General features: G+C 64.9%; 22 protein-coding genes and 1 riboswitch. Of the genes, 11 read left to right on the top strand and 11 right to left on the bottom strand.

The genetic code is table 11. The features are described from left to right. Positions 1-96: 96 nt before the first annotated feature. Genes WG907_RS03170 through egtD form a run of 3 tightly spaced genes read left to right on the top strand, consistent with a single transcriptional unit; the run spans position 97 to position 3266 of the window. Positions 97-975: a GGDEF domain-containing protein gene (locus WG907_RS03170; protein ID WP_340231138.1), complete on the top strand. Its 879-nt coding sequence runs from the start codon at positions 97-99 to the stop codon at positions 973-975. Positions 976-1035: 60 nt separating this feature from the next. After that, on the top strand, positions 1036-2304 hold the full coding sequence (gene egtB, locus WG907_RS03165; protein ID WP_340231137.1) for an ergothioneine biosynthesis protein EgtB: 1269 nt from the start codon (positions 1036-1038) through the stop codon (positions 2302-2304). A gap of 2 nt (positions 2305-2306) precedes the next feature. Further along, entirely contained in the window at positions 2307-3266 is a 960-nt protein-coding gene (egtD, locus tag WG907_RS03160) for an L-histidine N(alpha)-methyltransferase (RefSeq protein WP_340231136.1), read from the top strand. Positions 3267-3270: 4 nt separating this feature from the next. Here the strand turns inward: egtD and WG907_RS03155 are convergent, their stop codons facing one another. The 3 genes from WG907_RS03155 to typA all read right to left on the bottom strand — a co-directional run bounded on the left by WG907_RS03155 (position 3271) and on the right by typA (position 6509). Then, positions 3271-4329 (bottom strand): DUF1176 domain-containing protein, encoded by a 1059-nt coding sequence (locus tag WG907_RS03155; protein ID WP_445326758.1) that lies wholly within the window; start codon positions 4327-4329, stop codon positions 3271-3273. Between the two features lie 107 nt (positions 4330-4436). Further along, positions 4437-4592, bottom strand: a complete 156-nt coding sequence (locus tag WG907_RS03150; protein ID WP_340231135.1) for a hypothetical protein — start codon at positions 4590-4592, stop codon at positions 4437-4439. Between the two features lie 81 nt (positions 4593-4673). Next, positions 4674-6509, bottom strand: coding sequence for a translational GTPase TypA (typA, locus tag WG907_RS03145; protein WP_340231134.1), 1836 nt, complete (start codon positions 6507-6509; stop codon positions 4674-4676). Positions 6510-6748: 239 nt separating this feature from the next. On the opposite strand from typA, the gene WG907_RS03140 reads away from it, so the two are divergent. From WG907_RS03140 to WG907_RS03130, 3 genes are read left to right on the top strand one after another with little or no spacing between them, the layout of a single operon-like run. Continuing rightward, complete coding sequence (locus WG907_RS03140) at positions 6749-7966, top strand: toxic anion resistance protein (RefSeq protein ID WP_340231133.1); 1218 nt, start codon at positions 6749-6751, stop codon at positions 7964-7966. Positions 7967-7997: 31 nt separating this feature from the next. Then, positions 7998-8708 (top strand): hypothetical protein, encoded by a 711-nt coding sequence (locus WG907_RS03135; protein WP_340231131.1) that lies wholly within the window; start codon positions 7998-8000, stop codon positions 8706-8708. Positions 8709-8725: 17 nt separating this feature from the next. Beyond that, positions 8726-8887, top strand: coding sequence for a hypothetical protein (locus WG907_RS03130; RefSeq protein WP_340231130.1), 162 nt, complete (start codon positions 8726-8728; stop codon positions 8885-8887). Here the strand turns inward: WG907_RS03130 and WG907_RS03125 are convergent. Together WG907_RS03125 and WG907_RS03120 are read right to left on the bottom strand one after the other, a co-directional pair. Then, positions 8882-11404: an ABC transporter permease gene (locus WG907_RS03125; protein WP_340231129.1), complete on the bottom strand. Its 2523-nt coding sequence runs from the start codon at positions 11402-11404 to the stop codon at positions 8882-8884. The two genes, WG907_RS03130 and WG907_RS03125, sit on opposite strands and share 6 nt — an antisense overlap. Beyond that, positions 11401-12102, bottom strand: a complete 702-nt coding sequence (locus WG907_RS03120) for an ABC transporter ATP-binding protein (protein WP_340231128.1) — start codon at positions 12100-12102, stop codon at positions 11401-11403. Before WG907_RS03120 ends, WG907_RS03125 begins: the two co-directional genes overlap by 4 nt. On the opposite strand from WG907_RS03120, the gene WG907_RS03115 reads away from it, so the two are divergent. Next, positions 12101-12835 (top strand): arylesterase, encoded by a 735-nt coding sequence (locus WG907_RS03115; protein WP_340231127.1) that lies wholly within the window; start codon positions 12101-12103, stop codon positions 12833-12835. The genes WG907_RS03120 and WG907_RS03115 overlap by 2 nt on opposite strands. Before the next feature lie 5 nt (positions 12836-12840). Continuing rightward, a complete protein-coding gene (gene fdhD / locus WG907_RS03110) occupies positions 12841-13635 on the top strand; it encodes a formate dehydrogenase accessory sulfurtransferase FdhD (RefSeq protein WP_340231126.1) in 795 nt (264 codons plus the stop codon). Between the two features lie 3 nt (positions 13636-13638). Here the strand turns inward: fdhD and WG907_RS03105 are convergent, their stop codons facing one another. Further along, the gene (locus tag WG907_RS03105) at positions 13639-14199 is read right to left on the bottom strand and encodes a DUF4337 domain-containing protein (protein WP_340231125.1); all 561 of its coding nucleotides are present in this window, start codon (positions 14197-14199) and stop codon (positions 13639-13641) included. A 56-nt stretch (positions 14200-14255) separates the two neighbouring features. Beyond that, positions 14256-15443 carry a Na+/H+ antiporter NhaA gene (gene nhaA / locus WG907_RS03100; RefSeq protein ID WP_340231124.1) on the bottom strand — a complete coding sequence of 396 codons (1188 nt, stop codon included), beginning with the start codon at positions 15441-15443 and terminating at the stop codon, positions 14256-14258. 216 nt (positions 15444-15659) lie between these two features. Here nhaA and WG907_RS03095 point away from each other — a divergent pair, with 216 nt between their 5' ends. Then, positions 15660-18965: a trifunctional glycoside hydrolase family 18/polysaccharide deacetylase/glycosyltransferase family 2 protein gene (locus tag WG907_RS03095; RefSeq protein WP_340231123.1), complete on the top strand. Its 3306-nt coding sequence runs from the start codon at positions 15660-15662 to the stop codon at positions 18963-18965. On the opposite strand, the gene WG907_RS03090 is transcribed toward WG907_RS03095, so the two are convergent. The 3 genes from WG907_RS03090 to WG907_RS03080 form a co-directional block, all read right to left on the bottom strand. Then, positions 18962-20329 (bottom strand): sensor histidine kinase, encoded by a 1368-nt coding sequence (locus WG907_RS03090; protein ID WP_340231122.1) that lies wholly within the window; start codon positions 20327-20329, stop codon positions 18962-18964. The two genes, WG907_RS03095 and WG907_RS03090, sit on opposite strands and share 4 nt — an antisense overlap. Then, positions 20330-21016 carry a winged helix-turn-helix domain-containing protein gene (locus WG907_RS03085; RefSeq protein WP_340231121.1) on the bottom strand — a complete coding sequence of 229 codons (687 nt, stop codon included), beginning with the start codon at positions 21014-21016 and terminating at the stop codon, positions 20330-20332. Positions 21017-21137: 121 nt separating this feature from the next. After that, positions 21138-21560, bottom strand: a complete 423-nt coding sequence (locus tag WG907_RS03080; RefSeq protein WP_340231120.1) for a DUF3597 domain-containing protein — start codon at positions 21558-21560, stop codon at positions 21138-21140. A 145-nt stretch (positions 21561-21705) separates the two neighbouring features. Here WG907_RS03080 and WG907_RS03075 point away from each other — a divergent pair, with 145 nt between their 5' ends. Next, a complete protein-coding gene (locus WG907_RS03075) occupies positions 21706-22269 on the top strand; it encodes a DUF4142 domain-containing protein (protein ID WP_340231119.1) in 564 nt (187 codons plus the stop codon). Between the two features lie 57 nt (positions 22270-22326). Here the strand turns inward: WG907_RS03075 and WG907_RS03070 are convergent, their stop codons facing one another. Beyond that, on the bottom strand, positions 22327-22815 hold the full coding sequence (locus WG907_RS03070; protein WP_340231118.1) for a Ros/MucR family transcriptional regulator: 489 nt from the start codon (positions 22813-22815) through the stop codon (positions 22327-22329). Positions 22816-23121: 306 nt separating this feature from the next. On the opposite strand from WG907_RS03070, the gene WG907_RS03065 reads away from it, so the two are divergent. Beyond that, the gene (locus WG907_RS03065; RefSeq protein WP_340231117.1) at positions 23122-24204 is read left to right on the top strand and encodes a sensor histidine kinase; all 1083 of its coding nucleotides are present in this window, start codon (positions 23122-23124) and stop codon (positions 24202-24204) included. Between the two features lie 128 nt (positions 24205-24332). Continuing rightward, positions 24333-24575: riboswitch (cobalamin riboswitch) on the top strand. Positions 24576-24682: the final 107 nt, after the last annotated feature.

The following is a 24682-nucleotide window of genomic DNA, read 5'->3' as shown; positions in this document are numbered from 1 at the left end:
ACGGTCCGTCTTGTCACGCGACATTAACTGCATTCCTTCAAAGACCATTTACGCGTCCAGACGAAGTGCATGGCCATCGCAACATCGAGGCAACGCATGCAATTCTATCTCCTGACCTCATTCCTGTTCCCGCGCAGCCTGCGCATGCGTCTTTTCGCGCTATGTTTCATCGCTACGCATCTGCCGCTTCTGGGCTATATCGGCTGGGGCATGGCGACGGGCCGGATAGCGCTGGCCGAATTCATCCTGCTGACGCTCGCTACTATCGGCGGTACGGCTTTGGCGCTCATGGGGATCGGCGCGCTGCTGCACCCGATTCACGCGCTGGCCGATACGCTGCATCGCGACGATGCGAAGTCTCCGGCCCTGCCCGAGGTCGGCGACGTCATCCACACCCTGTATAGCGGGGTCCATCGCGCCGCGAGCGCCACCCGCTCACAGATCGACGGCCTGCTTGCCGCCGCGCATGAAGATCCGCTGACCGGGATCGCCAACCGGCGTGGCTTTCTCGCGCAACTCGATGCGCTGCCGGTATCGCGGCGCACGGGATGTCTGGCGATCGTCGACATCGATCATTTCAAGCAGGTCAATGATCAGCTTGGCCATGATGCCGGCGATCGCCTGCTCGTCGATTTCGCCTCACGCCTCTCGGCACAGGTCCGACGTGTCGACCTCGTGGCGCGATGGGGCGGCGAGGAATTCGCGATTTTTTTCGAAGATTGCATCGAGGATGAAGCCTGCTGGTCGCTTGCCCGCATTGCCGGGCGGATGCGCGACCGGCCGATCGGCACAGGGAGCGAACGCGCCCTGACCTTCTCGGCTGGTGTCGCCCGGTGGACCGGCGCGTCGATCGACGAATCGCTGCGCCAGGCCGATGAAGCGCTGTACCAGGCCAAGCAGGCGGGCCGCGACCAGGTCCGGCGCGCAGGGCTGGGGTTACCCGGCGTAAGCGATCGGCCTCTTGTCGGAACCTAATCGGCATGTCATGCGATTTTCCCTGACGAGAGCGGCGCAACCGTATCGAAGGGGGCATGCATGGCAAATGGTCGAACCGTCGCGCGACAGGATGATCTTGCCGTCCGCTATCAAGAGGTCCGCCAGCTGAGCGAAGCCTTGGCCGGTCCACTTTCCGATGCGGATGCCACGGTCCAGTCCATGCCCGACGCCTCGCCCGCGAAATGGCATCTGGCCCATAGTAGCTGGTTCTTCGAAACCTTCATCTTGCGTGATCATGTGGCAGGCTACGCATCCTTCGATCCGCGCTTCGCCTTTTTGTTCAACAGCTATTATGAAGCAGAAGGCGCGCGCCACGCGCGGCCGATGCGGGGAATGCTCACGCGACCGGCACTTGACGAAATACTGGCCTATCGCGCGCATGTCGATCAGGCGATGCTGCGTGCCCTGCCTTATCTCGACGAACAGGCGCGCGCTCTGGTCACGCTCGGCCTGCATCACGAACAGCAGCATCAGGAGTTGCTGCTGACCGACCTCCTACACCTTTTCTCGCTCAACCCGCTGGAACCGGCGCTGTTTTCCGTGCCCAGCGCGATGCCCGCTCCGGTGCCCGGACCGCTGCACTGGATCGAAGGGCATCAGGGTCCAGTCGAAATCGGCGATGACGGCAAGGGCGATTTCGCCTTCGATTGCGAGGGACCCCGGCATATAGCCTGGCTGCGCCCGCACGCGCTTGCCCATCGGCCAGTCACGAATGGCGAATGGATCGCCTTTATCGAAGCGGACGGTTATCGGTCGCCGGATCACTGGCTGTCGGACGGCTGGGCATGGGTTCAGGAACAGAGCATCGAGGCCCCGCTCTACTGGCGGCGTGGCGAGGAGAGCTGGACGCGTTTCGGCCTCGACGGTCGCCAGCCCGTCAACCCGGCAGCACCCGTCACCCATATCAGCCTGTATGAAGCGGACGCCTATGCCAGTTGGGCCGGCGCGCGGCTGCCGACGGAGGCGGAATGGGAAAGCGCGGCGCAGAATATCGCGCCAGCCGGCGGCACGCAGCTGGACGGCGCGACCTGCCCCCGACCCCGAGCCGCCGAGGAGGCGGCAGGGCTGACCCAGATGTTCGGCGATGTTTGGGAATGGACCGGCAGCGCCTATCGCCCCCATCCCGGCTTCCAGCCGGCCAAAGGAGCGGTGGGCGAATATAATGGCAAGTTCATGTCAGGGCAGTTCGTGCTGAAGGGCGGCAGCTGCGCCACCCCGCGCGGCCACCTACGGCCAAGCTACCGCAATTTCTTCTACCCCCATCAACGCTGGCAGTTCACGGGACTGCGGCTGGCGAAAGATTTGTAAGGATGCTGCTGACCGACGACGCCCCGCTGGTGACGCCCGCGGCCGATCCCGCCTTTCTCCGCGACATCCTTCATGGCCTGTCCCAGCAGCCGAAGGCGACCCCGCCGATCTGGTTTTACGACCGGCGCGGATCGGAGCTGTTCGAGGCGATCACGCAATTGCCCGAATATTATCCTACCCAAACGGAGACGGCGCTGCTCGCCAGCCATGGCGCGGATTTCGCCACCGCCGTGGGACGGGGCCGCGCCGTAGTGGAATTCGGCGCCGGGAGCGCGCGCAAGACGCCGCACCTGCTGCGCGCGATCGATCCCTGCGCCTATGTGCCGATCGATATCAGCGGCGATTATCTGCTCGCCAGCAGCGCTGCGCTGGAAATGGCCTTTCCCGGCTTGACGGTACTGCCCTTGGTCGGCGATTTCAATGCTGCCCTCACATTGCCCACAGCGATTGGCGGCATGGCGCGGCTCGGCTTTTTCCCCGGTTCGACCATCGGCAATCTGGAGCCTGACGGCGCGGTCGACCTGTTGCGGGCGATGCGCCGCCTGCTCGGCGACGACGCCATGCTGATGATCGGTATGGACCGGGTCAAGGACAGCGACCGGATGATTGCCGCCTATGACGACGCCGCGGGCGTCACCGCCGCCTTCAACCGCAATCTGCTGGCGCGGATCAACCATGAGCTGGAAGGCGACATTCCGCTCGACGCATTCGTGCATAGAGCGGTGTGGAACGATGACAAGGCGCGGATCGAAATGCATCTGGAAGCAGTCAAACCGCTGCGTTTCAAGGTGGCGGGTCAGGACTTTTCCATGGAAGCGGGCGAAACCATCCATACCGAAAGCAGCCATAAATACGGGCCGCGTGACAGCCGGCTGCTGTTGCGTTCGGGACATTGGGAACCCGTCCGCGAATGGACCGACGATGAGGGGCTGTTTTCCCTGATCCTTGCGCAGGCGGCCTGACAGCCTATTCGACGACCCGCGCCGACCAGGTCGTGATCCAGCGCCACGCACCGCGACATTCCCCCATCGCGCTCGCCTCGATCAGGCGGAATCTCGTGCCATCCCACACATAGGTCTCGCTGCCGCCGCAATCGCCGAGGCCCCGGCCTTTGGCGAAGCTTTCGAGCCGGGATTTTTCGGGTGTGAAACCGGCATTGACCAGCATCGGATGGCGCGGGTCCTCGCTCCATCCGGGCTGATAGTCGAAGGCGGCGAGGCGATAGGCGCGATGGCCGGCAATGCCCGTCGCAATCACCGGGATCGACGTAAAATTATAGGCGCCCGCGCCACAGGGCACGAAAATGAGGGTTTCCGCCTTCGACAATCGATATTGACCGGGCGGCTGCGCGCCCTTCATCTCGTCCGCGCAGTTTGTGAATTTGCCGAGCGCGGCCAGTTCCTCACGCCGCAGCGGCGCAAGCGGAGGCCCGGAGGGAACAGGCGCGCGCTTGACGACGACAACCGCCGGAGCGGGACGCACGGCGGTCGCGCCCAGCGGCCCGGTCGCGATCAGCGCCGTGATGGTGCCAGCGCGACCCTGCCGCGCGTCCATATAGCGCAATGCCGCCGCCGATCCCGCGAGCGAAGGGCTGCCGACGACCTTCTGTCCGGCACGGATTTCCATTGCGCCCCCGCGCGCCATGGCGATCGCCAGCGCCGCCGCCTGTGGCCCTTCGATACGGGCCTCGCCATCGTTGCTAAGGGCACTGGCGATCTTGCGGCCGTCGATGAAGATGCTCAGATCCGAGCGACCCTTGGCATCGCGGCTGATCCAGACCTGCGCGCCTGCATCGGCTCCGGCCGCGCGCGATACGCCCAGCATCACCGGCGCGTCAGGGGACGCCGCCGCTTCAGGCAGCAACGAAACCGCCTCGCATCGGTTGCGATTGTCGCAGCCGATCGTCCAGTCCCTGTAGGTTTCCAGCGTGCCGGGCCTTGGCCCCAGCCCCGCCGGCTGAGCGAACGCTGCGCCAGCCGTCATCATGGCGGCCAGCGTGACCGCGATATTCATTCTTGCCCCCATGGGTTAACCATAGCGGCTTTTGCACGCTCGCGGTAGGCTTTCCGTTATCCCGCCGAAATGATCGCCGGAAACACCGGGACGACGCTGGCAGCCTTTTCCAAGAGCGATTACGCCCCTTTTTTCGCCTTATGCGCGGCCAGCAGCCCGTCCAGTTCGATGATGCGCAGGCGCTGCGGCGAATCCTTCGCCAGGCCCTTGAGCCGGCACTCGGCCCACAGGCTGCGCCGTTCGGATTCCAGCGCCTTGAGATAGAGGTCGGCCATGCGTGTCTCCTGGCAGGGGCGCAAAGAAAAAGGGCCAGCGCCCTGCGGCGGCGGCCCCCTCATAACAGATTTGAAGCCTGATCAGGCGGCCTTCGACCGGCTCATCCGCTTACGTTCGTTGGGATCGAGCCAGCGCTTGCGCAGGCGAATGGTCTTGGGCGTCACCTCGACCAGTTCATCATCGTCGATATAGGCAATCGCCTGTTCCAGCGTCAGTTTCCATGGCGGCGTCAGGCGGACAGCGTCGTCCTTGCCAGATGCGCGGAAGTTGGTGAGCGCTTTGGACTTCATCGGGTTGACCTCGAGATCGTCAGGCTTGGCGTTTTCGCCGATGATCATGCCTTCGTAAAGCGCCTCGCCCACGCCGACCATCAGGATGCCGCGCTCTTCCAGCGGCCCCAGCGCATAGGCATTGGCCTCGCCCGAACCGTTCGAGATCAGCACGCCATTCTTGCGGCCTTCGATCTTGCCCTTGTGGGGGCCGTATTTTTCGAACAGCCGGTTCATGATGCCGGTGCCGCGCGTGTCGGACAGGAATTCGCCATGATAGCCGATCAGCCCGCGCGATGGCGCAGAGAAAGTGATGCGGGTCTTGCCACCGCCCGAAGGGCGCATGTCAGTCATTTCGGCTTTGCGCAGATTCATCTTCTCGACGACGGTGCCGGAAAATTCATCGTCGACGTCGATCATGACGGTTTCATAAGGCTCGGTCTTGTTGCCTTCCTCGTCCTCGCCGAACAGCACGCGCGGACGCGAAATGCCAAGTTCGAAGCCTTCGCGGCGCATCGTCTCAATGAGGACGCCCAGCTGAAGCTCGCCTCGGCCGGCGACTTCGAAACTGTCCTTGTCCGCGCTCTCGGTAACCTTGACCGCGACGTTGGATTCCGCTTCGCGAGCGAGACGGTCGCGGATCATGCGGCTGGTGACTTTGGTCCCCTCGCGACCGGCCATCGGAGAATCATTGACGGCAAAACGCATCGACAGCGTCGGCGGATCGATCGGCTGCGCCTGAATCGGCTCGGTGACCGAGATATCGCAGATCGTGTTGGAAACGGTGGCGACGGTCAGACCGGCGAGCGAAATGATATCGCCTGCCTGAGCGGTTTCCACCGGCACGCGGTCCAGGCCCTGGAACGACATGATCTTGGACGCGCGACCGGTCTCTATGACCTTGCCCTCCATGTCGAGCGCATGAATCGCCTGGTTCACCTTGACCGTGCCGCTGGTCACGCGACCGGTCAGGATGCGACCCAGGAAATTGTCGCGATCGAGCAGGGTCACAAGGAAGGTGAAGGGCGCATCGACATCCAGCGCCGGCGGCGGCACATGCTCGACGATCTTTTCGAACATGGGGATCAGCGTGCCCGAGCGCGCCGATGGATCGTCGCTGGCGTAGCCGTTGCGGCCCGAAGCGTAGAGGACGGGGAAATCAAGCTGTTCGTCGGACGCTTCCAGGCTGACGAACAGGTCGAACACTTCGTCCAGCACTTCCTGGATGCGCTCGTCGGGGCGATCGACCTTGTTGACGACGACGATCGGACGGAGGCCTAGCGCGAGCGCCTTGCCGGTCACGAATTTGGTCTGCGGCATCGCGCCTTCCGACGAATCGACCAGCAGGATCACGCCGTCGACCATCGAGAGGATACGCTCCACCTCGCCGCCGAAATCGGCGTGGCCGGGCGTATCGACGATGTTGATGCGCACGGATTCGCCGCCGCCCGGAGGCGCCCACTCGACCGAGGTCGGCTTCGCCAGAATGGTGATGCCACGTTCTTTTTCGAGATCGTTGCTGTCCATCGCGCGCTCTTCGACGCGCTGGTTGTCGCGGAAGGTGCCGGACTGGCGGAAAAGCTGATCGACGAGGGTGGTCTTGCCGTGATCGACGTGCGCGATGATCGCGATATTACGCAGGGACATAATTTGCCTTTGGGATATGTGCTCCCCTGGCCGACACTAAGGCCGCGCAGAGGCTTCGGGCGCGCCCCTACAGGAATTGACGCGATGCGGCAAGGCTTGCGCTGGCGAGTCCGCAAACTCTCCCGGTCGTTGGCCGCCGATTGCAATCGCGGGACGGCCTGCCAATATCGGGCTGGAGCTTGGCGACCGACTGTCCTATATGGACATGACAGTCCGCCTGAACCCGAACGGGAGAAGATATGGCCTCCAGCGCACCCATGACGACCGCGACCGCAGACGCCTTCAACCTGACGCCGCCCGATCCGGTGCCCGTGGTCGCACCCGAAAAGGCGGCGGGGCTGGTGCCGATCGACGATGACAAGAAATCGAAGCTGGACGAGAAAGTCGATGCGTTCATCGACGATCTGGTCGCGCAGGACGCCAACTCGCCCGCATTCGGCGCGCGCGTCGATCAACTCACCAATATGGGTCGCAAGGAGATCGCGGAGGCGGCGGGGCACAGCAACCGCTTTCTCGACCGGCCGGTGCGGGCGATGGACAGCGATAACAAGGTCGGCGCGGACCTCGCCGAACTGCGCCGCACGGTCGAGGATCTCGACCCCGGCAAGCGCGGCAGCCTGACCGCGCCCAAAAAGCTGTTCGGGCTTATCCCGTTCGGCAACAGGATGCGCGACTATTTCGACAGTTATAAAAGCGCGCAAAGTCACATCAACGCCATTCTGGGCAGCCTCGCGAGCGGCAAGGACGTGCTGGTCAAGGACAATGCGGCGATCGATGTCGAGCGGCAGAATATGTGGGCGACGATGGGCCGTCTTGAACAGATGATCCATATCAGCAAGACGATGGACGCCGGACTGGAAGCGAAGGCGCTCGAACTGGACGCGACCGACCCGTCCAAGGCCAAGGCAATTCGCGAAAGCGCGCTTTTCTACATCCGCCAGCGCACGCAGGACCTGCTGACCCAGATGGCGGTGACGGTGCAGGGCTATCTCGCGCTCGATCTGGTCAAGAAGAACAATGTCGAGCTGGTCAAAGGCGTCGACCGCGCCAGCACGACAACGGTCGCGGCGTTGCGCACGGCGGTGACGGTCGCGCAGGCGCTTGCCGGACAGCGGCTGGTGCTGGAACAGATCAGCGCGCTCAACACCACGACGGCCAACATGATCGATTCGACCGGCGAGCTGCTCAAGAGCCAGACCGCGCTGATCCACGAGCAGGCGGCGTCCAGCACGATCCCCATAGAGACGCTCCAGCGCGCATTCCAGAATATCTACGATACGATGGACAATATCGACGCCTTCAAGCTCAAGGCGCTGGAAAATATGAAGACGACGGTGAACAGCCTGTCGCACGAGGTGGAAAAATCGAAGGGCTATATCGCGCGTTCCGAGGGGCAAGCGCAGGCGGCCAACGAGGCGCGGAGCGCCAATCCCCTGCTGAGCGCGATCGAGGGATGAAGGTAATCATGCGTCCCTCTGGAGGCCGAGCGTGAGCCGGTCCGACCGTGTCCTGGCCGATGCCGAGGCGGTGCTCCGCCGCCATAGCGAGCGCAGGCAGAGCCTGTCGACGCGGGCGCGGCAGCGGCGCGGGGCGGGCCTGATGCGCAAGGCGAAGCATGCTGCCTGGGCGATCCTCGCCGTGCTGGTTGCGAGCGCGGTGGCGGGCTTCGTGATCCCGCTCGGAACGACCGGCGTCATGGTCGCGCTGGCGGCGATGATCGCGGCCGTCCTGCTGATCGGCTTGCTGCCGTCCGAACCGCGCGTGCGCACCGAGGCGCTGGCCGAGAGCGAATTGTCCGCCCTCCCCCTCAAGACAGAAATCTGGCTGGAGAACCAGCGCAAGGCGCTGCCCGCGCCCGCCGTCACGCTGGTGGACAGCATCGGCGTCAGGCTCGAATCGCTCGGGCCCCAGCTCGAACGGCTGAACCCGCAGGAACCGGCCGCGCGGGAAATCCGCAAGCTGCTGGCGGATCATCTGCCCGAACTCGTCACGGGCTATCAGTCGATCCCGCCTGCCCTGCGGCGCGAGGAACGCAATGGCCGCGTGCCTGAGAAGCAACTAGTCGAGGGCCTGTCGGTCATCGATGCGGAAATCGAGCGGATGAGCGAGCAGCTGGCGAGCGGCGACCTCGACAAGCTGGCGGTCCAGAACAGGTTTCTCGAACTTAAATATCAGGAGGCGAAGGAACTGGGGCAGTAACGCCCCGTCCTTCACCCATGATTCACCTCACCCTCATCATTGTCGATTTCCTGACCGGGCTGCTGGCGGCCGGCGCATGGGCGCTCGCCTCGGCAGGCGGCGCGATCGCGGCGATGGTCGGTGGTGGCGCGCTGGGGGTCACGCTGTTCCGGCGATGGCGGCGGCGCGACGGATCATAGCTGGCGCAGCGCGCGCGCGGGGCGCACCGCCATCAGGGGCAGCGATCCTGCAAGGCCGATACCCAGCGTCACGATCGCGCCGCCGCCCAGCGTCGCCAGCACCACGCCCCAGTCGGGCGACCAGGCGAAATCGAACAGCTGCACGATCACGAACCACGCAGCTAATGTTCCCAAAGCCAGCGAAACCAGCGACAGCATTGCGGCGAGCAGGCCATATTCGATGCCCTGCGCCCCCAATATCTGCCAGCGGGTCGCGCCCAACGTCTTGAGGATCACGCTGTCATAGCTGCGCGCCTGACGCGAAGCCGCGATCGCGCCGACCAGCACCGCGATGCCGGCAAGGATGGTGATCGAAGCGGCGGCGAGGATCGCACTTACCATCTGGTCGAGCAGGCCGCTGACCTGAGCGATGAGATCGCCGACCGCGATCACCGACGCACCGGGAAAGACGGCGAGCAGCGCGCGCGTCACCGCCCCGTCGCGCGCGGGCGGCATCGTGATCGTCGCGGTCAGGCTGTGCGGTGCGGCCGCGAGCGAATTGGGTGAAAAGACGAGGACATAATTGAACCCCATCGAATCCCAGCTGATCTTGCGCAGCGATGCGATCCGCGCCTCGATCTCGCGTCCGAGAATGCTGACGGTCATGCTGTCGCCGACATGCAGGCCAAGCTTGCCGGCCTGGTCGGCATCCATCGAAAGCAACGGCGGGCCGTTGTAATATGCGGGCCACCACTGACCCGCGACCAGTTCGCTCCCCTCCGGCAAAGTCGCGCTATAGGTGACGCCCCGCTCGCCGCGCAGTACCCAGGCGCCGTCCGGCGTCCCGGCCATGTCGGCGACGCGTTTGCCCGCATAGCCGACGATCGTGCCGCGCAGCGCTGGCACGATATTGAGCTTGGCGTCCCCGGCCTGCTGATCGACCACATCGCGGAAACGGCCCTCCTGCGCGGATGGGACATCCAGAACGAAAAGGTTGGGCGCGCGACTTGGCACTGTATGCGCGATTTCGGCATTCAGACTGGTCTGAATGCCCGCCATCGTCACGAACAGGGTCAGCGCAAGGCCCAGCGCCACGACGAGCGCCGCGGTCTGCGCGCCCGGCCGGTGGAGATTGGCGAGCGCGAGGCGCAGCAGCGGGCGGCGCGGGCGCGGCAGGCGACGCGCGATCCGGCTGACCAGATGCCCGAGCAGCAACAGGAGCAGAATCACGCCGCCGGTCGCGCCAAGGACCGACGCCGCGAACAAAGGCTCGCGCGCCATAAGCAGCACGAGCGCGATCAGCACCGCCGCCGCGCCTGCAACGCGGGCGATGGTTCGCATGTCCCGTTTATGGCGCGGATCGACCAGCGCGCGAAATATCGCGGCGGCAGGCTCGGTCCGGGCGCGGGCGAGCGGCGGCAAGGTGAAAATATAGCCGATCAGCAGACCATAGATGGCGCTGGTGGCGAGCGGCATGGCGTGAAGACGAAGGCCCGGCTGTACCGGCAGCACATCGCCGGCCAGCGCGATGATCAGCGACGGGGCCAATGCGCCGATGAAAAGCCCGCAGCCGATCGCCAGCGCGGCCACTGCGCCAATCTGAAGCAGATAGATGCGCTCGATATCGGCGGCGGTAGCCCCCAGCACCTTGAGCGTCGCGATGCCGCCGCGCTTGAGCGCGAGATAGGAGGCCACGCCGCTGCTTACCCCGATGCCCGCGATTACCAGTGCGGTAAGGCCGATCAGCGACAGAAACTGCCCCATCCGTTCGATGAAACGATTGGCGCCCGGCGCGGCGCGATCTCTGTCCTTATACTGCCAGCCTTGCGATGCATGGCGTTTTTCCAGCGTCGCGCGCAGCGCCTGCGCGTCCACGCCGGGGGGCAGGCGAAGGCGATATTTGGCGGTAAACAGACTGCCGGGCTGGATCAGCCCGGTGCGGCGAAAACCGTCCAGCGAGACGATCGCCACCGGCCCGAGGGTGAACCCCTCCCCCACCCGGTCGGGCTCGTCGGCAATGACGCCGGCCACGGTGAAGTCCGCCTGCCCGTAACGCAGCCGATCGCCGGGCCGCAGCCGCAGCCGTTCGACCAGCGCCTGACCGATCAGGATACGGTCGGACGCCAGGGGCCGGCGATAGACCCCCTCCTTCAGCGTCAGCGCGCCATAAAGCGGATAGGCATTGTCGACGCCCTTAAGCTCGGTCAGCACGGCGGCCGGGCCGTCGCCCGCACCGCCGACGCGCTGCGCCATGGCGCGGGTGCGGAGCGACTCGCTGAACCGACCCAATCGCCGTAGTGCCTGTTTTTCGGCCGCGCTCGCCTCGCGCTGGGTCATCGCGACCTCGACATCGCCGCCGAGCAGGGTCTGGCCGCGCGCCGATAGATCGCCGGTAATCGCTTCGGTGAGGCTGCCGATCGCCGCCAATGTTCCAACGCCCAGCAGCAGGCAGACGAACAGCAGCCGCAACCCGCGAAAACCCGCATGCAAATCCCGCCGCGCGATCCGCCAGCTCTGTGCCCAGGGAAGGGTGCTCAAGGCCGGCGCTCGCCAACTACGCGGCCGTCGCGCATCTCGATGATCCGGTCGCACCGCTCGGCAAGCGCGGTATCATGGGTGATGATGATCAGCGTCGCGCCCGTCGCCTGACGCCGCGTGAAGAGGAGGTCGATCACGGCCGTACCCGTCGTCGCATCGAGATTGCCGGTCGGCTCGTCGGCAAAGAGAATGGCAGGGCCGGGCGCGGTCGCTCGGGCGATCGCCACTCGCTGTTGTTCGCCGCCCGAAAGCTGGGCCGGATAATGATCGAGCCGATGCCCCAGGCCCACCGCCTCCAGTTCCACGGCCGCGCGCGCGAAGGCCTGCGCTTCGCCCGTCAGTTCCAGCGGCACCGCGACATTTTCCAGCGCCGTCATCGTCGGCAGCAAGTGAAACGACTGGAGGATGATGCCGATCCGCCCGCGCCGCGCCCGCGCCAGCCCGTCCTCGTCGAGCGCACCATGATCGACCCCGCCGACCACGACCGAACCGCCGCTTGCCCGCTCCAGCCCCGAAAGCACCGCCATCAGCGAGGATTTGCCCGATCCCGAAGCGCCCAATATGGCCAGGCTTTCGCCCGTGGCCACGTCGATATCGACGCCCTTGAGGATCTCCACGGGGGACTGGCGAGTTCCGAGGGAAAGAGTGACATTGCGCGCGCGGACCGCGATAGTGGGGACATCGACGGGTGCATGCATGAAGAAAGGAACCTCCTTGGGCCACGGCATGAAGGCATATGGGGCGTTGGCGCTGCTTCTCCAACTCGCGTCGGCCTGCTCACCGTCGGCGCCGCAGCAACAGGATGCACGAAAGGGGACGAACGCGGCGGCGGCATCCGCCATGCCGAAGCCATCGACTGCCCCTGCGGCCGACCAGAAACTGATCGTGGCCTTTGGCGACAGCCTGTTCGCGGGCTATGGACTGGCGCAAGGTGAAGGCTTTGCGCCGGCGCTCGAACGCGCGCTGGTAGCGCAAGGGCTCAAAGCCCGCGTGTTCAATGCCGGCGTGTCCGGCGACACCAGCGGGGCGGCGCGCGAACGACTCGCTTTCACGCTGGGCGGCCTGCCGCGCAAGCCCGACCTGATGATCGTGGGCCTTGGCGGCAACGATCTGCTTCGCGGTCTCGACCCCGGCTCGACCCGCGCCAATCTGGATGCGATCCTCAGGGAACTGAAAAAGCGCGACATCCCCGTCATGCTGACCGGCATGGTCGCCGCGCCCAATATGGGCCCCGATTATGCAAAGGCGTTCAACCCGATCTATCCCGATCTGGCGAAGCGGTACGACGCGCCGCTTTATCCCTTTATTCTCGACGGCGTGATCGGTCATCGCGCCCTGTTGCTGCCCGATGGCATGCACCCTAACCCCTCAGGGGTTGGCGTGATGATCGGCCATGTCGCGCCGATCGTCGCGGCGCAGCTCAAGGGCTGAACAGGATGCCGCCAGCGTCCCTCGCCGACATCCACCAGCATTTTGCCCGGCTGACGCCCGACGGCGCGATGCACATAATGTCCCGCGCCGTCGCGGTCGAAACGCCGGTGGCGCTGGAATTTAACGGTATCGGCTATGCCGTGCTGATGGCCAGCCCCGGGGACCTTGGCGATCTGCTGACCGGCTTTGCGCTGTCTGAACGGCTGATCGACGGGCCGCAGGATATCATCGGCCATGATGTCCATGAAAGCGACCATGGCCTGCTGGTCCGCGCCCAGTTGGTGGATGAGCGCAGCGAACGGTTGCTGGCCCGCGTGCGGCACAGGATTTCGGATTCTTCCTGCGGCCTGTGCGGCATCGAAAATCTGGAACAGGCGGTGAGGCCACTACCGCGCGTGACGGCGGATTCGCAGGCTGGCCGCGACGCGATCTTCCGCGCGCTCGACCTGCTGCAAGGCGCGCAGCCGGGCAACGACCGCACCGGCGCGATGCATGCCGCCGCGCTCTGCGCTGCCGACGGACTGCCGCTGCTGGTACGCGAGGATGTCGGCCGCCATAATGCGTTCGACAAGCTGATCGGCGCAATGGCGCGCGGCGGCATTAGCTGGGACGGCGGCTTCGCGCTGCTGTCGTCGCGCTGTTCCTACGAACTGGTCGAGAAGGCGGCGCTCGCCAACTGCCCCCTGCTGGTCACGATGTCCGCGCCGACGAGCCTCGCGCTGAAGCGAGCGGAAGCGGCCGGGCTTCGGCTGTTCGCGCTGGCGCGGAAAGACTCTTTTATCGTTCCGGCGGGTTCGTGATCGTCAGCCCAGAAAATGGCTCAACGCGGTCGGATCGAATGGGAGCGCGGTAAAGCCGCACACCCCCATCGCGATGCCCATGGCGCCAAAGCCCCAGGCGAAGGCGAGCGGAACGAAGGCCTCGGTCAGGGCGGCCACGGCTGAGAGAGAGACCGCCGTGGAAATCAGCGCCTCGCTGGCGTCGAACTGGTCATCATGCACGTTCAGCGCATCATATTGCCGACCGAAGCCTTTGGCCTGCGTGGCAAGTATCGGCGATTCCGCCGCATAATGGACGCTCTGCCGCACGAATTCGGCCTGCGCGGCCACAAGAGCGGGGTCGCCCCGCCTGCCGGTCGCCGCCAGCTCCACTTGCGCGGTGTGGACGATATGCGCCTTGGTCCGGGTCGCCTGATATTCGCCCCAACGGTCGACGGCGTTCGATTGCGCCTGCTGCATGGCCTGCACGATATTGCCGTCCTTGATATTGCACAGCGCCATGAATACCGACAGCAGGACGACGGTAACGGCGACCAGCCGGTTGAGCCGCCTGTCCTTCGCCTCCGCGCTCAGTTCGATTTCCATCTTCGCCTCTCGCTCATGCCCGCGGCCAGTATCGAAGAAGCGCGGCTGGGCGCCAGTTACTTTTTATCCATGCGCAGGGGTGACCGGCGCAGCACAAGGAAGCCAAGCAGCGCAGACGCCACCGACCCCGACAGGATGCCGATCTTGGCCGCGTCGGCATGGTGCGATCCTTCGCCAAAGGCGAGCCCGCCTATGAACAGGCTCATCGTAAAACCGATCCCGCATAACAGCGCGACGCCGTAAATCTGGCGCCAGCCGGCATCACGCGGCCGATCGGCCCAGCCCAGGCGCACCAGCAGCCAGACCGATCCGAAAATGCCGATTTGCTTGCCGAGCAGCAGGCCCAGCGCGATCCCGAGCGGCAGGGGATCGAGCAGGTCGAACAGACCGAAGCCCGCCAGCGAGACGCCCGCATTGGCAAATCCAAAAAGCGGAACGATGCCATAGGCCACAAAGGGGTGCAGCCGATGTTCGAGCCGGACAAGCGGGGCGGATTGCGAAACGGGTTGGCCATGACGCGGCCTGAGCGGGATCGTCATCGCGACGGCGACGCCCGCCAGCGTCGCGTGGATGCCTGAGTGGAGGACCATCGCCCATACGCCAAAACCGACCAGCAGATAGGGCCAGAGCGCCGCCACGCCCCCCCGATTGAGCAGGATCAGGATCGACAGGCCCACACCCGCCCCCGCCAGCGCTGGCAGGTTCAGCCCATCGGTGTAGAAAAAGGCGATGATCAGCACCGCGATCAGATCGTCGATGATCGCGACCGCCGTCAGGAATATCTTGAGCGACACGGGAATGCGACGGCCTAGCAGCGCCAGCACGCCGAGCGCGAAGGCGATGTCAGTCGCCGCCGGGATCGCCCAGCCGCGCAGGCTTGCCGACGAATCCCGATTGATGACGACATAGATCAGGGCCGGCAGTGCCACCCCCGCCACGGCGGCGACGCCCGGCAATGATCGGTCGGACCAGCGGGCGAGCTGACCGCCCAGCACCTCCCGCTTGATCTCCAGCCCGACGAGCAGGAAAAACAGCGCCATCAGCCCGTCATTGATCCAGTGCAGCAGGCTAAGACCTCCAGCCTGCGCATCCAGTCCGCCAAAATACAGGGGCGCAAGCCGCGAATTGGCGAGCATGATGGCGGCGAACGCGGCGAGAATGAGTACGATGCCGCCCGCCGCTTCATGGGCAAGGAAGGCGCGCGCCGTGGAGAAGGGTCGCGTTAGGATGACGGCTGGAGACATGGACCACATTGGTAGCGGCGCAAGCACGGGACGGCCAGCGGCGGCTTGCCCCCGCTCCATTATCCGAATGACCAAATATTAATGCGGCGATCAGCCTCGCCTCACCTGGCCACGCCTAACAGCGCGAGCTTGACGACCATTCAGGGGCCACCGGCAATGCGCAACATCCTTCAACCGCGTCCACCTGCGCGCATCCGGTCGGAACGGCGCTGAGCCATGGCCACACCCGTCTTTTTCGATCCGAGCGGCCGCCGTGGCACCTGGGCGCTGCGGCTGGTCGCCACTTTGCTGGGCCTGCTGATTTTGGCCGCCATTGCTTTTGCAACCACGCTGGTGGCTGTGCCGCGCGGGCGGGATCTGGCCCTGCCCTTGCCGCAGCCCCATGCGACGAAACTTGTCACCGGGCGCGGCGGGCGGCATAGCCTGACCAGCTGGCTGCCGCTGCATGGCGGAAAAGACCCGCATAGCCCGCTCAGCATCGGTTTCTATCTGCCCCATGACGGTGCCAGCATCGCGTCGCTCCGCCGCCACGTGCGGTCGCTCGACTGGGTCGTGCCAGCAACCATCGACATCAGCGGTCCGCGTCACGCCCTGACGATCGAACGGGACGATGATTTCGATCATATGATCGCGGCGATGAAGCACCCCCCCAAAATCGTGCCCATGGTGCAGAATCTCTCGGAAACCCAATGGGATGGCGTGAACGCGGCCGCACTGCTCCACGACCCGGTCGCGCGCGCCGCACTGGCAAAACGGCTTTCCGCGCAGGTGGCGAACGCGCATGAAGCCGGACTGGTCATGGATTTCGAGGCGCTTCCGCCCGCCGCGATGCGCGATTATCTGCATTTCCTGGCGCAGCTTCGCCATGCCTTGCCAGCCGGATCGACGCTGGCAGTCACTGCGCCGGCGGACGATGTCGACTGGCCGCTCGCCGCACTCGGCAAGGTGGCCGACCGGGTCATGCTGATGGCCTATGACCAGCACTGGCAGGGCGGCGATGCGGGACCGATCGCTGCCCAGGGCTGGTTCGTACATGAAGTCAGCGCGGCCCTTCGCGCGGTGGGGCGCGACCGGCTGATCGTGGCGCTCGGCAGCTATGCCTATGACTGGCATGGCGGCGGTGCCGACGCGCTGTCGGTCGAGGACGGCTGGCTAGCCGCGCATGACAGCGATGCCCAGATCATGTTCGACCCCGCCAGCGGCAATGCGGGCTTTGGCTATGACGAGGCGGAACAGCGTCATCAGCTCTGGCTGCTCGATGCGGCGGCGAGCTGGAACCAGCTGCTGGCGCTCAAGCAGATGGGCATTGACGATGTCGCGCTGTGGCGGCTGGGTAGCGAGGACCCCGGTTTCTGGACCGATCTGACCGCCTATCGCGCGGGCGGGCGGCCCGACATCCGGGCGCTGCACGCGCTGCTGACCACCGATGTCGAGGGGTCGGGCGAAATCCTGCGCATCACCGCGACCCCCACGCCGGGCTTTCGCGAGCCCCGGTTCGACCCGCAGGGGATTATCAGGGACGAACGCTATCGCAGACTGCCCACGCCCTATGTCGTACAACGGGCTGGCGCGCAGCCCAAGACGGTGGCGCTGACCTTCGACGACGGGCCGGACGGCACATGGACGCCCAAGGTCCTTTCGATCCTCGAACATTATCATGTTGCCGGCACCTTTTTCGTCATCGGCGAAAATGCGCTGGAACATCCGCAGTTGCTCAACCGCATCATCGCCGATGGCGGCGAGATCGGCAACCACACCTATACTCATCCCAATCTCGCTTCCGCCTCGCCGGCCGAAACGCGACTGGAACTCAACGCCACGCAGCGGATGGTGGAGGCTTATACCGGCCGCGCCATGCGCCTGTTCCGCGCGCCCTATTTCGGCGATGCCGAACCGACCACCGCCGACGAACTGGAGCCGGCGCTCGACGCGCAGCGAGCCGGCTATACTGTCGTCGGACTGCATGTCGACCCCAACGACTGGCAACGGCCGGGCGTCGACACGATCGTGCGCGAGGTGATCGATCAGGTCCATGGGGGCACGCCGGAGCGGTCGGCTAACATCGTCCTGCTCCATGATGGCGGCGGCGACCGGGCGCAGACCGTGGCCGCGCTGCCCCGCATCATCTCGACGCTTCAGGCGGAAGGATACAGATTCGTGCCGGCCTCGCGTCTCGTCGGCCTGTCTCAGGCGGCCGCGATGCCGGCGGTGGAGGCCAGCGACCTGCTCGCGGTCCGCACCGACGTGGCGATGTTCGTCCTGATCGCCGCCGCATCGACGACGATGGCCTGGATTTTCTACGTCGCCATTTCGCTGGGCATCGGCAGGGCGCTGCTGATGACCGGTCTCGCGACGATCCAGTCCTGGCGTCGGCGGCCGACCCCGCCGATCTTCCAGCCTACCGTATCGGTTATCATCCCGGCTTATAATGAGGAACGGGTGATCGAGACCGCGGTGCGCGGCGTGCTGGCCAGCGACTATCCCGGCCTGACCATCATCGTCGCCGACGATGGATCGAAGGACGGCACTAGCGCCGTCGTCGCCAGCGCTTTCGCCAACGATCCGCAGGTCACGCTGCTCACATTGGACAATGGCGGCAAGGCTCGCGCGCTGAACCGGGCATTGCTGATGGCTAAGGGCGAGGTCGTGATCGCGCTGGATGCCGACACCCAGTTCGAGCCATTGACGATCGGCCGTCTCGCCCGCTGGTTCGCCGACCCCCGGATCGGCGCGGTTGCCGGGGACGCCCGCGTCGGCAATCGCGTCAATCTGGTCACGCGCTGGCAGGCGGTCGAATATATCACCGCGCAAAATCTGGAGCGGCGCGCGCTGGCGGGGTTCGACGCAATGACCGTGGTGCCGGGCGCGGTGGGCGCATGGCGGCGCGCGGCGCTCGACGCGGTCGGCGGCTATCCCGAAGATACGCTGGCCGAGGATCAGGACCTGACGATCGCGATCCAGCGCGCGGGCTGGCGCGTGACCTATGATCCCATGGCCGTCGCCTGGACCGAAGCGCCCGAAAGCTTCCGGACGCTCGCCAGGCAGCGCTATCGCTGGGCGTTCGGCACGCTGCAATGCCTTTGGAAGCATCGCGCGGTCATCCGCCGGCGCGATCCTGCGGGACTCGCCTTGATCGGCTTGCCGCAGGCCTGGGCGTTTCAGATCCTCTTTGCCGCCATATCGCCGCTGATCGATCTCGCCCTCATCCTGTCGCTCGTCGCCACGGCGCTGCGCGTGGTCCAGCACGGATGGGCGCAGACGCGGGGCGATGTGGGGCAAATGGGCATGTACTGGCTGGCATTCACCGCGATAGACATCCTGTGTGGCTGGGTCGCCTATCGCCTGGATACGCGACGCGTGCGGTATCCCGCGCATCTGCTGGTGGCGCAGCGCCTCGTCTACCGCCAGATCATGTACTGGGTCGTCATCCGCGCCATCGCCTCGGCGATCGGCGGCTGGGTCGTGGGCTGGGGCAAGCTGGAACGCAGCGGTCGCGTCGATGCGGAGAGCGCAACCGTCTAGCGCGGCAGGGACAGGCGCACGCGCAGTCCCGGCGCAGCGTCCTCCAGCGCGATCGTCCCGCCATGCAGCCGCGCAACCGCGCCGGCCAGCGTCAGGCCAAGCCCCGATCCCGGTGCCTGCCGCGCGGGATCGAGCCGGCCGAAGCGGCGCAGCGCGTCGGCATGGCGATCGGCGGGGATGCCCGGCCCGTCATCGCTGACGCTGAAATCGACCCGGTCATGACCTGCGTCGACCGCGAGCCTGATCCAGTGCCCGCCCGTCCCATATTTAAGAGCGTTTTCGATGAGGTTGCCGATCGCCTGACTCATCAATTCGCGGTGAAGCGGCATGACCAGCCCCTCCGGCGCGATCACGCCGATCTCAAAACCCTGATCCTCGACAAGGGGACCATAAACTTCCGCCAGATCCGCCAGCAGCCGGCGCACGTCTGCATCGGCGAAATGGACGCGCCCGATGCCGGCATCCGCGCGGGCGATCTGCAAGGCGACGGACAACATCGACAACAATGTCTCCGCTTCGTCGGCCACCCGATCCAGCGCGGCGAGCGCCAGCGGGTCATGCACATCGAGGATTGCGCGTTCCAGCACCGATTTCAGCCGCGTCACCGGCGAACGCAGGTCGTGGGCCAGCCCATCGGTCATCAGCCGCAATTGCGACACCAGCGCCTCGATCCGCTCCAGCATCGCATTAATGGCCTGCCCGAGCGCATCGAACGCATCGCCGCTGCCGTCGACCGGCACCCGATGCGTGAACTGGCCGTCGCCAACTGCCACCGACGTGGCGACGATATGTTTGATGCGGCGTGACAATGTCTGCCCAAGGACGAGCGCGCACGCCAGGCTCAGCACGATGCCAAGCGCCAGCGCAACGATCACGGCATCGCGATTGACGCGCGCGAGCGTGACCCCCGCGTCGATGACATGGCCCGTCAGCAAGTGCGCGCCGCCCGGCAGCATGGTGGCGACCACCCCCATATGTTCGGGCAGATCGTTTCCGATGCGGCGCAGGTCGATCGTGGTCCAGCCGGCGCGCGCCGGCATCGGGGCAGGCCAGGCTTCGATATTGCCGGCTATGCGCGCGCCCGAGCGATCGGCGAGCAGGATGACCGCCGTACCGCCATGCGCCGAATTGAGCCGCTGGCGAATGAGCCGGGCCAGCGCGACCTCCCCGCCATCGCGGAATGCCACGCGCAATTCATCGCGCAGTTCGGCGACCAGCGCTTTTTCCTCGCCAAGAAGGGCGCGCTCGCTCGCCTGTTGGACGAAGATCAGCAGCCCACCCGTCACCGGCGCCTGAAACAAAAACGCAAGGGCGACAAAGCGCGCGGTCGTGGACCGCGTGAACAGGCGCAGCCGGGCAAGCATCTAGTCGGCGGCCCCGAACCGGTAACCGGCACCGCGAACGGTGTGTAGCAACGGCTTGGGAAAGCCATCGTCCAGCTTTCGGCGCAGCCGGCTGACATGCACGTCAATGACATTGGTTCCGGGATCGAAATGATAATCCCATACGCCTTCGAGCAGCATCGTACGCGTCACCACCTGATCGACATGGCGCAGGAAATATTCGAGCAGCCGGAATTCCCGTGGCTGCAGCTCCACGATCCTGTCGGCACGCCGGACCTTGCGGGACAGAAGATCCATTTCAAGATCGGCACAGACAAGCTTCGTGATAACCTGCGCGCCGGCCCCGCCCTTGCGCAGCATCAGCCGCACGCGCGCGAGCAGTTCGGCGAAGGCGAAGGGCTTGACGAGATAGTCATCCGCCCCGGTATGAAGCCCGGCCACGCGATCGTCCGATGTGCCGAGCGCCGACAGGATGATGACGGGCGTATCGAGTTGAGCGGCGCGCAGCGCGGCCAGCACTGCCATGCCTTCCATCACCGGCAACATGCGGTCCAGCACGATCGCGTCATAGCTGCCGTCGCTCGCGAGGAACAGGCCATCGCGGCCGTCCCTAGCGCGATCGACGGTATAGCCTTCTTCCGTCAGGCCCTTGACGATGTAGGCCGCCATCGCCTCATCATCTTCGATCACCAGCACCTTATACGTCATCGGCCCCCGCCCTTGCCTGCGACGCTGCTATAGCGCGGGTAACCGTGCCTTGCCTATATCGATGGTGGGTAAGCCGGCGGGCCGCAGACGGCAACCGGCCTCGCCCACAAGCCGCAGGCCATCAGGTCCGCAGGCTGTCGGGCACGATCCCGCCATTTTCGGCAAGCTTTGCGACGACGGCCCGATGCAGCGCGATATTCTGTTCAGCACTGCCATCGGCAGCCGCATGCACGCCCAGTTCATCGGCCAGTTCCTTGCGGGCGGTCAGACCTGAATCAAGGTCGAGCAGTTTTAGAAGATCGACGATCGAGCTTTGATAATTGCCGCCGCCGCCTTTCATTTCCGCCATCGTTGCAAGGACAGCGCCAACGTCGACCGCGGCGGGCGGCGGCGCGGCGGGCGACGCGGAAGATGCCGGCGCCTGTGGCACTGGCGTCGGCCGCACGGGTGTCGGCCCGGTCGCCGTCGGGGCACTCGTCGGCGTTGGCGCGGCCTTGGCGTCGTGGTGGAAGATCTTGTCCATTATCTTGCCGAAAATGCCCATTGTCATACCCTTTCGAGATTGTAGGTCCGCGCGGCGATCACCGCCTGCTGAGGGAACGGAGGAGACAGATTAAAGGTCCCCGGAACGTCGATGCCCGTCGAATGTTCTGGGGAGGTCGGTGACGATGCCGAACGGGAGACAGACTATGAAGCGCAGCATCTTCGTCACGCTATCGGTAACCGCGCTCGCACTCGCCTCGTGTGGCAAGAAGGACGAACCGATCGCAAACAATGTCGGCGCCAACGCAGCAAGTCCTGTCGTTACCGAGGCGCCTGCTGCGCTGAGCGCCGGTCAGGTCTTCGCCAATGCGGCCGCCGCGAGCGACGCCTTCGAGATCGAAAGCTCCAGGCTCGCCGCGACGAGCGCCGCCTCCGCGTCGACCAAGGCTTTCGCCCAGTCGATGATCAAGGGCCATACCGACTCCACGGCTAAACTGAAGAAGGCAGCGGCAGAGGCGACCCCGCCGCTCACGCCTGACCCGACCCTGGCGGGCGAACAGTTGCAGACGCTTGAGGCGCTCAAGGGCAAGGAGGGCGCTGCATTCGACGCCGCTTATGCCGACGCCCAGACCAAGGCCCATGAAATGACGCTGACGACCCTGCGCGATTATGCGACCGCCGGGGATGTGCCGTCGCTCAAGGCATTCGCCGCGGCCATGGTCCCGATCGTCACGGCGCATGTGAATATGGCGAAAGGCCTGGGGCGCTAAAGACCACAGAGAAAAGCTCGTCCGGCAGCGACACGGCCGCCGGACGAGTAATCACATTCAGGCGATTTCGGTTTCCGCCTTCGCCTTGGGCTTGCGACCGCGTGGCGCTGGCGCCTTGGCGACGGCTTCGGCGACAGCCGGTTCGCGCTTGCGGCCAAGGCCGATCTTGTGCGCCAGTTCCTTGCGCTGCGCCGCGTAGTTGGGCGCCACCATCGGGTAGTCCGAAGGTAGGTTCCACTTGGTCCGGTAATCGGCAGGCGTCATCTGATAAGTGGTCATCAGATACCGCTTGAGCATCTTCAACTTCTTTCCGTCTTCAAGGCAAACGATATAGTCTGGCTTGACGGAAGCGCGGACAGAAACAGCAGGCTCCTGTACCACGGCCGGTACTTCGGCGGGGCTGGCGAGCCCGGTCAATGCCGCGTGCACGCTGGAAATCAGCGCCGAAACATCGCCCACGCTGACCGAATTGTTCGAGACATGGGCCGAAACGATGTCAGCCGTAAGGGTAACGAGGGTATCTTGTGCGAGTTCGGTGTCGGACATGCGACCTGTCTTTCTGTGATTATGGAAGAGGATTGCCACAAGTGGGATGACAATTACGACTGTACATAGGCGTGACGGGCGCAATGTTCAAACCGCTATTATTTCCTCAGCGAGGCGTTAATCGACCTGGCCCCGCCATCATCGCCTCCAATCGCTGGCGCCTTCCGTCATAACCACACTTTCAGCGGCATCGCCCACAATTTGCAATCGCGGCGTTCCGGCATCGTGAACACTTTATCGGCGGCGGGGCAATCCGCTGCGCCCGCCGGCAATTTCATGATAAGGGGCTCCCAAGGGAGTATAGTTTTGGACGATGCAGACCATGGAGCGGCGAATGTCGAGCAGTTGCTCGATACCCCCGGACTTGCCGATGCGCTGGAAAGCGATCGGTTCAAGCAATTTCTCGACCATATGCCGGTGGCGATTGCCGTTTCGGAACTGTTGCCCGAAGAGCGCATAACCTACGCCAATCTGGAGTTCGAACGGCTGACGGGTCAGTCCGCATCCGAACTGGAAGGTAAAAACTGGCAAGCCCTGCCAGGTGTAGCGTCCGCCCCCGACGATGACCGGCCACTGAGCGAGGCCGTGGAGGCCGATGAGGAATATGTCGGGACCTTCTCGATCAGCCTCGACGGGCAGACCGTCAATGTCGATGCATGGTCCAATACCATCGAAGACGACAGCGGCGAACCGAGTTTCCGATTGGTCGCTCTTGCCAGGACGGGGCAGGGATTGCGCAACGACGAGGAGATGGTTCGCCAGTCATTGCGGGACAAGGATACATTGCTGTTCGAATTGCAGCACCGGGTAAAGAACAACCTTCAGATGATCACGGCGCTCATCCGCATGGAAGCGCGTAATGTCTCCGATCAGGAGACCGGGGAACGGTTCGATCGCCTTGCCGGCCGGATCAATTCGCTCGCTCTGTTGTATCGCTCGCTATCGATCGAGGGTCAGGGCGACACAATCGATCTGGGCGTGTATCTAAGCCAGATCGCGTCCGCAGTCATTCAGGCGCATGCGCCCGAAGGCATCCGGCTCGACCTGAAGATCGACACCTGGCCAGTCGCGCTGGACGTTGCCATGCCCGCAGGCCTGGTCGTCAACGAATTGCTGACCAACAGCCTCAAACATGCTTTTCCCAACGATGAAGGCGGCACCATCACCCTGCACAGCCTGGTCGACGAGACCGGATGCCGGGTGACCGTGGCCGACGACGGCGTCGGCCTCGCCGATGGCATGACCTGGCCCAAGCCGGGAAAGCTCGGCGCAGTGATCGCGCAATCCCTGCGCCAGAATGCGAAAGCCGACTGGACGGTCACTTCCCGTCCCGGAAGCGGCATGCGGGTCGACATTTTCTTTGCAAGGAAAGATGCCGCGCCGAAGTGACCGTTAGAATAGATGATGGACGATCAGCGCCATCACGCTTTGGGCCAGGAGCATTCGCGGCCAGCGCGAGAGCTACTTGCGAACCGCCCGCCTGCCCGCTATCGGAGCGTTGTTCGGGGCAGCAATGGCCCGGACATGATCGCGCCGGTGCCTTGAAAGAGGCTTAAAAGGGAACGCGGTGCGGATGGTTTACGCCATCCAACTCCGAGGCTGTCCCTGCAACTGTAAGCGGTGAGTGCGATGCATATCGCTTTCTCCAGACCGGAGGAAGCAGCCACTGGGCCGGACGCTAAGTCATGCGAGGCCTGGGAAGGCCGTGCGTCCTGCTATGACCCGTGAGCCAGGAGACCTGCCAGCGTCTGGTCGCTCTTGCCCGGTCCAGGGGTTGGTCACGGCACGGTATCTTTCCGTTTGAGCGACGAACGGGCGGTGGGGGCCGCATCGGTTCGCGTGGCGGTCGCCTCGGCGTCCGGCTGTC

Origin of the sequence: Sphingobium fluminis (assembly GCF_037723805.1) — a bacterium.
GTDB lineage: Bacteria > Pseudomonadota > Alphaproteobacteria > Sphingomonadales > Sphingomonadaceae > Sphingobium.
The sequence above is the reverse complement of the archived record's forward strand: the minus strand, read 5'-3'. Positions and strand labels throughout refer to the sequence as shown.

Coding starts and splice junctions, on each gene's coding strand:
- WG907_RS03170 (WP_340231138.1), top strand. CDS start 97: ATGCAATTCTATCTCCTGACCTCATTCCTGTTCCCGCGCAGCCTGCGC.
- egtB (WP_340231137.1), top strand. CDS start 1,036: ATGGCAAATGGTCGAACCGTCGCGCGACAGGATGATCTTGCCGTCCGC.
- egtD (WP_340231136.1), top strand. CDS start 2,307: ATGCTGCTGACCGACGACGCCCCGCTGGTGACGCCCGCGGCCGATCCC.
- WG907_RS03155 (WP_445326758.1), bottom strand. CDS start 4,329: ATGGGGGCAAGAATGAATATCGCGGTCACGCTGGCCGCCATGATGACG.
- WG907_RS03150 (WP_340231135.1), bottom strand. CDS start 4,592: ATGGCCGACCTCTATCTCAAGGCGCTGGAATCCGAACGGCGCAGCCTG.
- typA (WP_340231134.1), bottom strand. CDS start 6,509: ATGTCCCTGCGTAATATCGCGATCATCGCGCACGTCGATCACGGCAAG.
- WG907_RS03140 (WP_340231133.1), top strand. CDS start 6,749: ATGGCCTCCAGCGCACCCATGACGACCGCGACCGCAGACGCCTTCAAC.
- WG907_RS03130 (WP_340231130.1), top strand. CDS start 8,726: ATGATTCACCTCACCCTCATCATTGTCGATTTCCTGACCGGGCTGCTG.
- WG907_RS03115 (WP_340231127.1), top strand. CDS start 12,101: ATGAAGAAAGGAACCTCCTTGGGCCACGGCATGAAGGCATATGGGGCG.
- WG907_RS03120 (WP_340231128.1), bottom strand. CDS start 12,102: ATGCATGCACCCGTCGATGTCCCCACTATCGCGGTCCGCGCGCGCAAT.
- fdhD (WP_340231126.1), top strand. CDS start 12,841: ATGCCGCCAGCGTCCCTCGCCGACATCCACCAGCATTTTGCCCGGCTG.
- WG907_RS03105 (WP_340231125.1), bottom strand. CDS start 14,199: ATGGAAATCGAACTGAGCGCGGAGGCGAAGGACAGGCGGCTCAACCGG.
- nhaA (WP_340231124.1), bottom strand. CDS start 15,443: ATGTCTCCAGCCGTCATCCTAACGCGACCCTTCTCCACGGCGCGCGCC.
- WG907_RS03095 (WP_340231123.1), top strand. CDS start 15,660: ATGGCCACACCCGTCTTTTTCGATCCGAGCGGCCGCCGTGGCACCTGG.
- WG907_RS03090 (WP_340231122.1), bottom strand. CDS start 20,329: ATGCTTGCCCGGCTGCGCCTGTTCACGCGGTCCACGACCGCGCGCTTT.
- WG907_RS03085 (WP_340231121.1), bottom strand. CDS start 21,016: ATGACGTATAAGGTGCTGGTGATCGAAGATGATGAGGCGATGGCGGCC.
- WG907_RS03080 (WP_340231120.1), bottom strand. CDS start 21,560: ATGGGCATTTTCGGCAAGATAATGGACAAGATCTTCCACCACGACGCC.
- WG907_RS03075 (WP_340231119.1), top strand. CDS start 21,706: ATGAAGCGCAGCATCTTCGTCACGCTATCGGTAACCGCGCTCGCACTC.
- WG907_RS03070 (WP_340231118.1), bottom strand. CDS start 22,815: ATGTCCGACACCGAACTCGCACAAGATACCCTCGTTACCCTTACGGCT.